Origin of the sequence: Paenibacillus vandeheii (assembly GCF_030433635.1) — a bacterium.
Classification (GTDB): domain Bacteria; phylum Bacillota; class Bacilli; order Paenibacillales; family Paenibacillaceae; genus Paenibacillus; species Paenibacillus vandeheii.
In genome coordinates this window covers 358,892-372,395 of sequence record NZ_JAROCD010000009.1, presented here as the reverse complement: position 1 = coordinate 372,395, position 13,504 = coordinate 358,892, and the positions used below count along the sequence as shown (strand labels likewise).

The following is a 13,504-nucleotide window of genomic DNA, read 5'->3' as shown; positions in this document are numbered from 1 at the left end:
GCTTTGTCCTTTTTCGAACGTAGGAGTGTTATTTCTTTTTTGCTGATACGCTTTTTAAGGGCTTTTGAGACAGCCCCTCTTAAACAATCTGTGATTCAGCGGCGGCCCAACGTAATCAAAACGAACTAGGTTCGATTCCAGAAGCGCTGTCGGGTCATTGCTTGAATGAATTGCTCGGCAAACGCCTCAGGCTGTTGTTCCACAATGACGCCAGGCTGGCCGATAATGCCAACCGACTGAATCATTGCTGCACCCGTTGGTGTAGCCCCGATCGGTTTAAAATGATTATACGTTTCTATGGCGTAGGATCGGGTGTATTTTTGAAAATAATCATCTTCCTTCTGTCCTCCAACAATGAAAAGGCCATCATATAACAATGGTGAACCCGTTAAAAAGCTGTCATCCACTTTCAACTCCACATTTCCTGTTCCATGCACCGCACCCTGTCTTTCATGAACAATAACTGGACGAAGTCCTGCTCCTTTAAGCTCATCCAATACATATTGTGTGCTGGGACCATCGAATCCTTCACCGACAATCACTCCGACACGTAAGGTCTTGGGAGAAAATACGGTATTGGCCATACTTAGCGCAGGGGAGGACTTCGTCACTGAAGACTCGGGAACGTTTGGTACATCAACCCCCAGTTCTCTAGCCAGAGTGGTAGCCAGTTCTGTGCTGATATGCCCCAGCATATCAACGACCTGTTGGCGGACCGAAACGTCCTTTACCTTCCCAAGCTCAAACGAGAGTGCCTGAACGATATGACTTCTCTCCACGCCTGTCATGCTGTTCCAGAATAAACGTGCCTGCGAGAAATGATCAAGGAAGCTGGGAGCCGTTTTCCGTTCCTTGAGACCCTGCACCGTGGAAGGATAGGTAACAAACCCACCTTTTGTACCGGGCACAGTATAGGGAGAATTATTGGCAAGAGAATTCTCATGATAAGCTACTCTCCCCCGATCAATGGTGTAACGGGAAGCGCCATCTCTCTGGTTGTTATGTACAGGGCATACGGGACGATTGATGGGCAGTTCCTGATAATTCGTGCCCACTCTAGCCAATTGGGTATCTGTATACGAAAAAAGTCGGCCTTGAAGCAGCGGATCATTGCTGAAGTCAATGCCACGTACGATATTGCCTGGATGGAAAGCCGCCTGTTCCGTTTCCGCAAATACATTCTCGACATTTTGGTTAATCGTCATTTTGCCGATGATTCGCACCGGAATGTCTTCTTCAGGCCATAATTTCGTTGCATCCAAAATATCAAAATCAAACTTGAATTCATCCGCTTCCTCCAGCACCTGTATGCCAAGCTCGAACTCCGCGAAGTTGCCTGCATTGATATTTTCCCACAGGTCCCTCCGATGAAAATCCGGGTCCGCCCCGCCAAGCTTCTGCGCTTCATCCCATACAAAAGAATGCATGCCAAGTACCGGCCTCCAATGAAATTTCACGAATCTGGATTTGCCTTCTTTGTTCACCAGCCGGAAGGTATGTACGCCAAATCCCTGCATCATTCGGAAGCTTCGCGGTATCGTGCGATCCGACATGATCCACATGACCATAGCTGCCGACTCCTGGTTGTTAGCTATGAAATCCCAGAAAGTATCATGCGCAGTGGCGCCCTGAGGAATTTCATTATTGGGTTCCGGCTTCAGTGCATGAATCAGATCCGGGAACTTGATTCCATCCTGAATGAAAAAGACCGGAATATTGTTGCCGACCAGATCAAAGTTGCCTTCATCGGTATAAAACTTTACGGAAAACCCACGCACATCCCGATTCGTTTCGTTCACTCCTTTGGAGCCTGCAACCTCGGAAAAACGAACAAACAGCGGTGTCTTCACACCGGGATCTTGAAGAAAATGGGCCATCGTTAACTCTTCAAGTGATTCATATAACTCAAACTCTCCGTAGGCTCCATATCCCCGGGCATGCACGACTCTCTCCGGAATACGTTCCCTGTCAAAGTGAGACAGTTTCTCCCGCATCAGAAAATCTTCAAGCAGCGTGGGTCCGCGATCCCCCGCTTTTAGCGAGTTGCTGTCATCCGATATTTTAACCCCTTCGTTGGAAGACATCTCTTTTCCGTTATTATCCCGAAGAAAGGCATTGCGCTGCTCTATCTTTTTGTTCTCATCCATGGGTTCCTTGCTCATTTCCAATCACCTCCAGCATTATATGTATGGGACTGGAAGAACACTTATGATTGCCTGATATACCAATACTTTGATGTGGATCACTTCTGTGAATCTCATATGTAATATCGCACTGTATTTTACTTATTGGTAACTTGATCATTGTCCCATTTCTCTAATGTAGCGTCTTTTGTCTAGCACCTTCCTCATCTACTTTTCATTTACTATAAAGAAATCTAATAGAAAAGAGATGATGAGGATGGCTGCTGTAAAAGCTGTTCCACAACCGGATTTGGTATTGATCTATTGGTCCAGAAATCCACTCGTTCCCGGTTCTCCACGCAGAATTAAAAGTGTGCGTGTGATCGGAAATACTTCTCCTTGTACCTTCACACTGGTACCTGGCGCATTGCTGATCAATGCCTTAAACTGCTTGCTGGACAATGATATCGGATTCAAAGTGGTATATCGTAAAAAAACATCAAATATCAGTGGCGTCTTATTGTTAAAACGCAGATCATAAACAAATAAACAGGTGCCTTCCTTCAACTCGGAAGCGCACCTGTTTGTATTTCAAGAAATGAACGGCTGATTCGAGCCTATTTGACGTTCATATAACGCTCGAAGGCATTGTTACGGATGGTCAATAACTGTTCAAGTCCCATCTCATTCAGCTTTTTGATATAAGCATCCCAGCCCTGTTCGATACCGCCCTTCGTTACCCACTGGGCACGCATCGTTGCCACGTAACCATCAATATCCGTTGTTAGCGTTGGCAGCTCTTGGAACTCTTCTGCATTGTACATGACCTTCGGATAAGGTGTCGTTACATCGGCACTGCCCAGCTGATCGATTTGCAATTTGAGTCCGTCGCCTGCCTTGGGATTAAGTTTAATTTTCTCTTCAAAGGAAGGGCTTACATATTTGGGACCAAAATCACGCAGGGATTGATCCCAGTACCATGCATCGGCGCTGGTGCCTGCCGGCGGGTCCATGAGCGTGTATGTGCCATCATCGTTTTTCTTGATTACCGTTCCGATCGCACCCCAGAAATTCTGGATGCTGGCTTCATTGGAATAGAACTGGTCAGCCCAGCGTGCGGCTACTTCAGGAACAGTGCATGAAGTCGTAATAAGCAGTTCGTTCCGGGCCAGGTTCATGCCGCCGGGGTCACCCGGCTGATAGCGTTTGCCGTCAGGTCCAGCAATGGGAGCAATGGCTTCATATTGATCACTCCATTTGCCAAATACCGCATCAGGTGTCCACTGATTGCTGAAACCGACGATTGGAATGTCTGCATTTTGCCATTTGGCTGATGTCATGGTGTTGTCCTGTGTGAACAGTTCCTGGTCAATCAGTCCCTCTGAATAGAGCTTGTTGGTATAAATAAGAGCTTCTTTATAGGCGTCGGTTGTTGGATAGAACACAGGCTTTCCATCCTGGACAATCATGCTGCTGGCATTAATGTCGGTAATCCCGAACGGATTCAGAAAATCCACATTCAGTCCCGTTTCCGTGTAAGGAATTTCGTCCTTTTTGCCATTACCGTTCGGATCCTTTTCCCTAAACGCTTTTAATACCTGATACAGTTCCTCTGTTGTTGTTGGTGCCTTCAGGCCCAGCTTATCGAGCCATGCCTTGTTGATTACAGGCTGGTTCCGGCTTTTTGGACGGGAAGGAAGTCTGGTGGGCATGGAGTAGATTTTGCCATCTGGAAATGTACTGATTTTCTTCATGTCTGGCGTCTCTTCCATAGCCGCCTTCAAATTGGGCATATACGAGTCAATATATTCATCCAGTGGGCGGAAATAGCTCAGGTTGTTAACAATGTCCGAATCACTAAACACCTGGTCGCCCAGAATAATGTCCGGGAGCGTGCCACTGGCAAGCATTATGGATTTCTGTTCACCCCAGTCATTAGAAGACATCACCTGCCACTCAATCTTCACATTGGAATCTTTCTCCAAATCCTTGAGCCATTGGTTCTGAGTAAAGGTGTCGCCCATATTTCCCCAGCGAACCGTCAATACCTTGAGTGTGACCGGTTTATTGACAATCGGTAGACCTTCCTGATTGAAGTCGCTTGATATTGTAGGCTCTGCAGGTTCACTACCCTTTCCACTACTACAGCCAACAACGCTGACCAACATGACCGACGCGAGAAGCACGCTGCTCATTTTGGTAAATAATTTCTTGCCTATCTTTTTCCCCATTTGGGAACCCCCTTGATTCGTAATGAATTTCAACCTGCCTTATTCCTTCACGGCGCCGATCATCACCCCCTGATTGAAGTACTTCTGGATGAACGGATACACACACATGATCGGAATTGTAGCGATAATAATAACGGAATACCTCATCAAATTGGCAAGACGCAGGGCAACTTGTGCGGCTTCTCCTGTACCCATGCCGGACTGCATCTGATTCGTGATGAGGATATTGCGCAGAATCAATTGAAGCGGATACAGATTCGGATCTTTCAAATAAATCAGGGCGTTAAAATATGAATTCCAATATCCTACGGCAATCCATAGTCCGAGGACTGCAATAATTGCTTTGGACAGCGGTAATACGATCAGTACAAAATACCGTAGGTTCCCACAGCCATCGATCTGGGCAGCTTCCCATAGATCCCCCGGAATGCTGGTCTGGAAAAATGTCCGGGCAACGATCATGTCGAAAACCACCACAGAGAACGGAAGCACCATCACGAGGAACGTGTTGTAGAGATGGAAGTCGCGGATCGTCAGGAAGGTTGGAATCAATCCTCCGCTGAAGAACATCGTAAAGATAAAAAACAGTGAGAAAAACTTTCGTCCGACCAGGTCTTTTCTGGATAAAGCATAAGCCGCCGAAATATTAACCACAAGTCCGAAAAGTGTTCCCACCACCGTATACAGAATGGTATTGCGATATCCAATCCAGATATTCTCGTGTCGCAGCAGCTCCTTATACCCTTCCAGCGTAAAGCCTTTGGGAAACAGCCACACCTGTCCGTTAGCCACGGATGAAGGATCACTGAAGGAAGCGATGACAATAAAATAGATCGGGTAAATGATAGCAATCAGAAAAAGAACAGCAAAGGCATACAGCACGACTTCTGCAACCGAAAAGGGTGCACGACGTTTGGTACGGGGAGTTCTGGTCATTGCTGCCGGTTCCATAACGCTCATCTTGTTTTTCTCCCCTCTACCATAGACTGTTTTCACTGTATTTCTTGGACAACTGGTTGACCAGAATAAGCAAAATGAAATTAATAACCGTGTTAAACAGGTTGATCGCCGAGGAGAAACTGTATTGGCTGCTCAGCAGACCGATTTTGTAAACATACGTGGACAAAATCTCACTTGAGAGAATGTTCAAGTCGTTCTGCATCAGATAGACTTTCTCAAATCCCACCCCGAGTAATCCGCCCATCCGTAAAATAAGTAGCGTGATGACCGTTGGCAGCAGCATCGGAATATCAATATATCGAACCTTATGCCATCGACTTGCTCCATCAACCGTTGCTGCTTCGTAAAGACTTGGATCTACGGCAGACAGTGCAGCAATATAGATAATGCTGTCCCAGCCGACATGCTGCCACACATCAGACCAGACATATACACTGCTGAATAAAACGGATGAACCCATCAGATCCGGTGCTTCCGCTCCAAAAAGCTGATACATGTTTCCTACGAGCCCGGTACTTGGTGAGAACAGGATCAGCATTAACCCCACCATAACTACGGTTGAAATAAAATGGGGCATATACGAAATGGTCTGGAAAAACCTTTTGAACCTCCCAGACCTCATCTGGTTCACTAATAGTGCAAGCATAATCGGAATTGGAAAGGTAGCCAGACTGTACAAGCTAATCACAAGCGTATTGCGAATCGTATTGGTGAATTGATAGGAATGAAAGAACTTCTCAAAGTATTTGAATCCAGCCCAAGGGCTTTCTCCGATCCCCAAGGCCGGACTGTAGTCCTTAAAAGCGATTAATACGCCGTACATCGGCTTGTAGGCAAATAATAGAGTCAACAGAACTGCTGGAAAAAGCAGAACGTAAAGGCCCCAGTTTCGCCTGATTCTCTCGAGCCTTTTTCCGATATATAATGGATTGGTCCTCATGGATCGTCCTTCCCTCCTGTAAATATACTGATGCTGCTTCCCCCCTGGACCTCTCATCTCTGGAACAGCTTCAGTATAAACCCCTTCACATTCGGTTTATCGGACCCCTACGGACGTTATTCGGACTTCTATGGTTCCATTTCTCATGTTCATGAGTAGCCGATACACTTGCGAGCCAAAATCATATCATTATCCAGACTTTCGTATGTGTATTTCGGACTTCTGAATCAAAAAACGCAAATCTTTATGCTTTTTTCAAACAAAGGTTTTATACTATTCCTGAGATATTAAAGCGCATTCATAACCAAGGAATCAAGAAAGTGGTGCATTGCTTATGGCAAACCTGAACGTCATCAAACCCTATCCCATTCGTCATTATATCCGTATGATGTTCGTCATTTCATTTGTCGTGTTCATTCTGGATCTGGTCATCAGCATTGCTTCCATCTCTATGGTGAAGCAGCAATCCACCCAATACTTGCAGGATGCGGCCGATCTGTACATCAATCGCATTAATCACGATTTTGCGTACATTAATCATTTCATGGGGTGGACACTGGCCAATGACGAGAATCTCGATAACATGAATACATATGGGGTAAACAGTATTCCGTTCCTAAAGGCCAACGAAAAACTACATATGCTTTTCGCTGAACTACAGCGAAACTATGGGCAATCGTACAATTTCTTTTATTATTTGGAGAATAGTGAGTATTTCCTCAACTGCGCGCCAATAAGCATCTCCTATTCGGATTATTCAGAAGTGAAAAAACAGATTATTACGCTGACCCACGATAAAGGTGTATATGAGAAGTTCTATTCCCATTGGACACCCATTCACGTAAACGGCACTTCTTATCTTATCAATATTGTGCCGTACTACAACCGTTATCTCATTGCCTTGATATCCGCAGATGATCTGATCGCCCCTCTCCGACAGATTAATCTGGGTGCCAATGGATATGCCTCTCTGGTAGACGAGAACGGTGTGCAGCTTTCCGGACCTGCCAGCGGGAAGCATACACCGGAAGAGAGGCATTCATTTCTTGATCTGTTCCAGTCTCACAATGTCGTAAGCAGCGATTTCTCCAATGCGGCATTCAGTGCACATATGGTCATCAAGTTTGGCGCATTCGAGAAAATCATGGTGGCACAGCTGCTTATTATGCTGCTTTTTCTAATTGTAACGTCCTCATTAAGCGCAATTATGTTGTTTTTCAGAAAAAATCTGCTGGTTCCCATTCAGCGATTTTCCAAAAATCTGGCACGTATTAACGAAGGTGACGAAGCTACAGACTTTAAGAGCAGCCGAATTATGGAACTGGAGCAGGTCAATGCACAGTTCAAGGAACTGGTGGGCCAGATTAAACGATTCAAGATTGATCGCTACGAGCAGGAATTGGAGAAACAAAAAATACGTTTGGATTATATGAAGTTGCAGATTAAGCCCCACTTCTTCCTGAATTGTCTGACGAGCATGTACAGTATGGCGCAGATGCAGATGTACGAAGAAATTGAGAGCATGGCCTTGGCTACGTCCCGATATTTCCGCTATATCTTTCAAAGTGGGGAGAATTTCGTTCTTCTGGAGAATGAGATTGAGCATGTGAGAACGTTCCTGGACATCCAGAAATCACGTTATAGAGATGCTTTTTCCTATCGGATTGAACAGCCAGAGGTTATGAAGGGCATCGCTGTGCCACCGCTTGTTATTCAGACATTCATTGAAAATGCCGTTAAATATGGAGTCTCTCGGGACCGGGAATTATGTATTACTTTATCCGTGACGGAAGAACGACAGGAAAATGGCGATCATGTGCTCATCCGGATTTCGGATACAGGTCCAGGCTTCAGTCCGGAAGTTCTTGACGCACTGATGCGTGGAGAAGCACTCGAACAAATAGGCGGCAACCGAATTGGCATTATGAATACCATCCAACGTTTGGAGTTGTTGTATGGAGATGAAGCAAATATTACGTTTGCAAACGACGGAAGTGGCGCTCGAATCACACTTTCCTTACCCAAAATGATACTGAATTCAGATACTCCGGGAGAGGTGACAAACCATGAATGCATTGCTGGTTGATGATGATTACTTTGTGGTAATGGCTTTGGAAAAGAAAATTGACTGGAAGAGCCTTGGTATCAATACCATATTCACAGCCTATAACATTGCCCAGGCCAAGGAAATTTTGCAGAGCCATCCTGTTCAGATCCTCATTTGTGATATTGAGATGCCCCAGGGAAGCGGACTTGAACTGCTGGCATGGGTCCGGGAGGAATCGCATAGTGTGCAGACGATTTTTCTCACCAACTATGCCGATTTTAACTATGCCCAGAAAGCAATTGAGCTGCAAAGCTTTGATTATTTTCTGAAGCCCATTGAGTTTGACAAGTTGACTCTTATTATTCAAAAAGCGGTTGCCAAAGCCCGAGACCAGCAGTTCATTGAGAAAGCCATACATGAGGGTGAACTTTGGCAGAAAAACCGTAGCAAGCTCATTGAGGACAGCTGGCGCAGGCTGATCTCCGGTAAAGCCTTTCCTTCCGGCCCTGCCGACGTCTCTACCTTTTTGACTGAACAAAATCTGCCTTATGAAACAACGGATCTATTCCTTCCTATTCTGGTTAACCTGTTTCCGTATGATGGCACCCTGGGCAAGACCGACAAAAACCTGTTCGATTACGCTTGTTTGAATGTGATGGTTGAACGGTTTCAGGACGCTCTCTTCTCCATTGAAGCTATTACCGAAATCAAGGAGCATAACTGGATGGTTATTCTAAAATGGAACGAAGCACCGGATGCACAGCTGATCGAATCCATGTGCTGCTCGTTCATCCCGGAGGTTAATAATTACCTGAAGTCGGATGCCTGCTGTAGTATCGGCTTTTCTCTGCCACTGGGTCAGATTCGTCACACGATCAACGAGCTGTTGCTAATGAATGAAGAACGAATCAAACACCGCAACCAGACCTTTTTCCTAAAGAACTACAGTAGGCCTGAATTGAATTACACACCGCCTGATCTGGCATTGCTGGAGCAATTGCTGAATGAGAACCGATTTCAGGCCTTTCTGGATGAGACCGTTCGTTATATGCACCAACTTGTCCGTGAAGGGGTGGTAGGCACTGCCGTACTCAGCCTGTTGCGTCTCGATCTGGTACAGCTCGTCTATGCCCAATTGAAGAGCAAAGGGATTGAAGTACACAAGCTGTATATGGGCAAAACGAATGATCAATTGTTCATGCAATCTCTGTATTCTATTGAAGATATGCAATCCTACATTGCCTATCTGGTTAATACTGCTGCGGAATACCTGAATGTTGCCGAGCAGCCGAAGTCGGTTGTACACGAGATTACCCATTATATACGCACTCATTACGGGGAAGATCTAACGAGGAATAACCTAGGGGAAATGGTCTATCTGCATCCGGATTATCTCGCACGGCTGTTCAAGAAAGAGATGGGAATTTCACTTGGCAATTATGTCATTCATACCCGTCTTGTAGCCGCTCGCCATCTGTTGGAAACCACCACGCAATCAGTCCATGCCATTGCCGGACATGTGGGTTATACCAACTACTCACACTTTACCAAACTGTTTAAGCAAGAGATGGGTTGCAGCCCTAATGAATACCGCAAGAAGCAACGAGATGGCGCTCATGAAACAGGATGATCTGTGACCTTAAGCATATTAGCGTAGCGTTATACTTTGTATGTGTGTAATATGCTTCTTCTGATCCATACGTTCCTGACTGCAACCCAAAATGCCACTCTACATATAGACGTAGAGTGGCATTTACTGTCCCTTAACTTTCCTTACTTATTGGCATTAATGACTTCATTCACTTCCTGAGTGATTTGGTCACCACCAAGCTTTTTCCAATTGGCAACAAAATTATCGAACTCATCAATAGACAGGTTGCCGTAGATAATTTTCAAAAATGTTTCAGCGCGCAGTTTATCTAGGGTTGCCTGTTTCGTGTTCATCGTTCTCGTTGGTGCGTAGATAAATTCATTCATGACTATCAGGTCGTTATCCCGATAATATTTAATAACGCCCTGCGAGCTTTCCGGTCCAAAAATACGTTCCATATGCCACTTATCCAGATTCCCATTGCGGTAATCCATAATATCATCGTAGAACAACTTCGCTTCAAGCTCCAATCCCGAAGTATCTCCCGTTTTGAGCGCCTGCTCCACTTCGTCCTGAGCTTTTACGTTTTTGTTAGCAGGCAGATTGGATACGGTCGCATTATGAAAACCCAGTCCGGTCAACCCATTCAAATACGCAGCGCGCTCTTCCTTGGCCGATTTACCAAACATTTTCTCTGCCTGGAAGTTAAGCAGCTTGATCAATGCTTCCGGATGCTCATAGCCTTTACTTACAGCGAATATGCCGCCCAAGCTGAGGTGATTCTGCGTTTTGGCAGGCTGATCGTCGATCGATTGAACGGGATAAGGCAGCCAATCCACGTTTTTATCCTTCTTGATCATGCTGCTAACCTGAAATGGTGCCCATTGTGGCAGGAAGAACATACCTGACTTGCCTGCATTCACATCTTCCATCATCTTCGTAAAATCCTTAACGCCAAACTCGGGATCGAGTACACCCTTCTGATACAGATTTTGCAGCTCACGTAATCCTTCCTTCACTTCAGGTTGAATGGTACCATTCACAACCTGGCCTGAAGCATCCTTGATCCATGTTTCCAAATAACCATGATAACCAAGCAGGAACGCATTAATGGGCAAGTCCTTATTAAGTGCAATACCGTACGTATCATCTTTTCCATTTCCGTCTGGATCTTCAAAGGTGAAAGCTTCTGCAATCCGGATGACGTCCTGCATAGATTTTGGCGCTTTAAGCCCGATCTTTTTCAACCAATCCTGGCGAATCCAGATCATATCCGAGGAATCCAGCGAGCCTGGAAAACTGACCATTGCATATATTTTCCCTTCCTTGGTTACTGGCTTCAAACCTGCTCCATCCTCAGCGGACATAAACTCCTTGACCAGATCCGATGCATACTTATCATATACTTCGGTTAGATCTTCCAGCATCCCCGCTTCATGCAGCTGCTCGAATTGTACAGCACTTACTTTGAGTACATCTGGCAAATCTCCGCTAGCCAGGGTGACATTCATTTTATCGTTATAATTGGCATCCGGGACAATCCAGTCATAGGCGACATCGATACCTAACTCGTCCTTGTATCCCCGGGTCCAAATGTTATTGGCGTGTGTATCGCCTTCAGCAAGTGATTCTTTTCCGGTTTCATTCATGGTTGATGTTAATTTGATGGGTGGATCATATTTCGTAAGCGGACCTCCGGCATCCTGCTGTGTGTTTGGCTGGGCTTCATTCTCCGCACCGCCCGTACCCGATGAACAGGCTGCAAGCGTAGTTGCCAGAACCATGGTTAACGTTAACAATGAGAATTTCTTTAATGACATGTTCATGCGAATCCCCCTTTTTATTCCTCCCGTGAGGTATATAATTTATTGTAATAAGTAAGCGCTATCACTTCGAGTGTACCCCGTTGACATCTGGTATCTTTGATTTACCATTTCAGACTTGATCTAACTTTTTTGATCCCGATATTCCTGCGGCGTGCAGCCGGTAGCCTTTTTGAAGAAACGATAAAAATAATGCTGATCACTAAAACCGACCTTCGCGGATATTTCATGCATTTTGCAGGCCGAGCCGAGAAGTAATTCCTTGCTGCGCTCAATGCGCCGGTCATGGATATAGTCGGATATGCCTTTGCCTGTTATGCGCTTGTACCAACGGGACAGATATGACGGATTGAGAGAAACCTCCTGTGCAATTCGGGTTAATGAAAGGTCATCCTCCAGATGGTGCTTGATATAATGATGAATGGTAATAAGAATCTGCGACTGATCATGGATGCGTGTAACACTTCGTTTGGAGATGATCCATTCATATGCCGATTGATAGAAAACCACCAGATCAGACCAAGCCGTATGGATGTCAAAATGAAGCATTCGAGACAATGCTATTTCCTCCATCGCCGATTCGTACAAGCCCAATTCATGAAGAAGCTCGATCAGTCCGTTGCCAGCTCCTGTATAGATTTTCATTCGAAAGAACGGGTCCTGAAGTCCTTCTTTTGATGCCTCTGTCCATTTGTGAAACGACTCCATCCACTCGCTGTCACCTGCTGCCACGCGCTGCTTGATCTGATCCAGATGAAGGGCTGCAACACTCTGATGATTCAAAATATTGGGCGTGTACGGCAAATCATGCTGCACATTGACACGAAGCAACTTCTCCATCCCAAGTCCTGGGCCCTCATGAATAGACAGACGTAACTTTGCGATGGCCTGATTCAGCCCCATCCACTCCACTGCCTGCTCACTTACCATAATCGATACAGACAAATTCAGGCAGTCCGCACAGGATTGCTGCACAGACTCCAGCGTTCCATAGACGAAACGTAGCGTCTGTTCCCACTTCTCTTGACGGCTTACATGGAAGCTGTCCCCAGACTCAACCATGGGTTGAACAAAACAGGCGATCACCTGATAATCCAGATCAATAGCTTTGACCTTGACCTTATCCTGAAGCAGTTCCTCCGCAACATTGGCAACTGCATATCGAATTAAACTCCGGTCTGCCTGGGATTGATAGTTGTTCCACTCCTCAACCCGTATAATGACCGAGATTACAGGCTCAGTGGACACGAAGGGAAGCTGCACAGCATCCAATTCTTCCTGAAGCGAGGTGATATCATGTCTTTCCGTCCGTTTTAGGAGATCCAGCAGCAACTGTCTTTGTAGCTGAGGCAGCGCTCGGGGCAACTTGCTGCGAAACCAGGCATGCTGGTAACGGAAGTCATTTTCCTCCGAAATTTGTGTTAACGCCCGCTCTACCGCAGCGCAGATATGACTCATGCCCTCTGTCTTTAACAGATAATCCACAACACAAGGGTTGCGTATCGCTTGATGTGCATAATCAAATTCGTTATGACCTGTCAGCAAAAGAACTTTGCATCGTGGCCACCGATCCATAATCTTCTCGATCAGCTCCATGCCATCCATGCCAGGCATACAGATGTCACTGAGCACGATATCAATTTTGACGGAATTCAACCACTCGATTGCTTCAAAAGCAGAGTACGCCTTAATGATCTCCATATCCTGTAAATCCGCTTTTTGAAAGAAAGCATATAGTCCGTCCAAAATAACCGGTTCATCATCTACAATTAGCATCCGCTGCATACGA

At 45.7% G+C, this 13,504-nt stretch carries 9 protein-coding genes; 3 read left to right on the top strand and 6 right to left on the bottom strand.

The window, feature by feature from the left end; genetic code table 11:
* Positions 1-125: 125 nt before the first annotated feature.
* Positions 126-2,162, bottom strand: coding sequence for a catalase (locus tag P5G61_RS19970; protein WP_435874238.1), 2,037 nt, complete (start codon positions 2,160-2,162; stop codon positions 126-128).
* A 238-nt stretch (positions 2,163-2,400) separates the two neighbouring features.
* Here P5G61_RS19970 and P5G61_RS19965 point away from each other — a divergent pair, with 238 nt between their 5' ends.
* On the top strand, positions 2,401-2,664 hold the full coding sequence (locus P5G61_RS19965; RefSeq protein ID WP_285076964.1) for a hypothetical protein: 264 nt from the start codon (positions 2,401-2,403) through the stop codon (positions 2,662-2,664).
* Positions 2,665-2,740: 76 nt separating this feature from the next.
* Here the strand turns inward: P5G61_RS19965 and P5G61_RS19960 are convergent, their stop codons facing one another.
* The 3 genes from P5G61_RS19960 to P5G61_RS19950 form a co-directional block, all read right to left on the bottom strand.
* Positions 2,741-4,291 (bottom strand): type 2 periplasmic-binding domain-containing protein, encoded by a 1,551-nt coding sequence (locus tag P5G61_RS19960; protein ID WP_435874242.1) that lies wholly within the window; start codon positions 4,289-4,291, stop codon positions 2,741-2,743.
* Positions 4,292-4,393: 102 nt separating this feature from the next.
* Complete coding sequence (locus P5G61_RS19955; RefSeq protein ID WP_256984716.1) at positions 4,394-5,290, bottom strand: carbohydrate ABC transporter permease; 897 nt, start codon at positions 5,288-5,290, stop codon at positions 4,394-4,396.
* 40 nt (positions 5,291-5,330) lie between these two features.
* A complete protein-coding gene (locus P5G61_RS19950) occupies positions 5,331-6,254 on the bottom strand; it encodes an ABC transporter permease (RefSeq protein ID WP_301248127.1) in 924 nt (307 codons plus the stop codon).
* Between the two features lie 334 nt (positions 6,255-6,588).
* Here P5G61_RS19950 and P5G61_RS19945 point away from each other — a divergent pair, with 334 nt between their 5' ends.
* Complete coding sequence (locus tag P5G61_RS19945; protein WP_301248126.1) at positions 6,589-8,340, top strand: sensor histidine kinase; 1,752 nt, start codon at positions 6,589-6,591, stop codon at positions 8,338-8,340.
* Positions 8,321-9,931 carry a response regulator gene (locus tag P5G61_RS19940; protein ID WP_301248125.1) on the top strand — a complete coding sequence of 537 codons (1,611 nt, stop codon included), beginning with the start codon at positions 8,321-8,323 and terminating at the stop codon, positions 9,929-9,931. Before P5G61_RS19945 ends, P5G61_RS19940 begins: the two co-directional genes overlap by 20 nt.
* Positions 9,932-10,074: 143 nt before the next feature.
* On the opposite strand, the gene P5G61_RS19935 is transcribed toward P5G61_RS19940, so the two are convergent.
* Entirely contained in the window at positions 10,075-11,718 is a 1,644-nt protein-coding gene (locus tag P5G61_RS19935) for an extracellular solute-binding protein (RefSeq protein ID WP_301248123.1), read from the bottom strand.
* Between the two features lie 120 nt (positions 11,719-11,838).
* Positions 11,839-13,500, bottom strand: a complete 1,662-nt coding sequence (locus tag P5G61_RS19930; protein WP_301248121.1) for a response regulator transcription factor — start codon at positions 13,498-13,500, stop codon at positions 11,839-11,841.
* Positions 13,501-13,504: the final 4 nt, after the last annotated feature.

Bases quoted from the DNA above. Each gene is read 5' to 3' on its own strand.
- P5G61_RS19955 (WP_256984716.1), bottom strand. From the start codon at position 5,290: ATGACCAGAACTCCCCGTACCAAACGTCGTGCACCCTTTTCGGTTGCA.
- P5G61_RS19940 (WP_301248125.1), top strand. From the start codon at position 8,321: ATGAATGCATTGCTGGTTGATGATGATTACTTTGTGGTAATGGCTTTG.
- P5G61_RS19935 (WP_301248123.1), bottom strand. From the start codon at position 11,718: ATGAACATGTCATTAAAGAAATTCTCATTGTTAACGTTAACCATGGTT.
- P5G61_RS19930 (WP_301248121.1), bottom strand. From the start codon at position 13,500: ATGCAGCGGATGCTAATTGTAGATGATGAACCGGTTATTTTGGACGGA.
- P5G61_RS19945 (WP_301248126.1), top strand. From the start codon at position 6,589: ATGGCAAACCTGAACGTCATCAAACCCTATCCCATTCGTCATTATATC.
- P5G61_RS19970 (WP_435874238.1), bottom strand. From the start codon at position 2,162: ATGAGCAAGGAACCCATGGATGAGAACAAAAAGATAGAGCAGCGCAAT.
- P5G61_RS19960 (WP_435874242.1), bottom strand. From the start codon at position 4,291: ATGTTGGTCAGCGTTGTTGGCTGTAGTAGTGGAAAGGGTAGTGAACCT.
- P5G61_RS19965 (WP_285076964.1), top strand. From the start codon at position 2,401: ATGGCTGCTGTAAAAGCTGTTCCACAACCGGATTTGGTATTGATCTAT.
- P5G61_RS19950 (WP_301248127.1), bottom strand. From the start codon at position 6,254: ATGAGGACCAATCCATTATATATCGGAAAAAGGCTCGAGAGAATCAGG.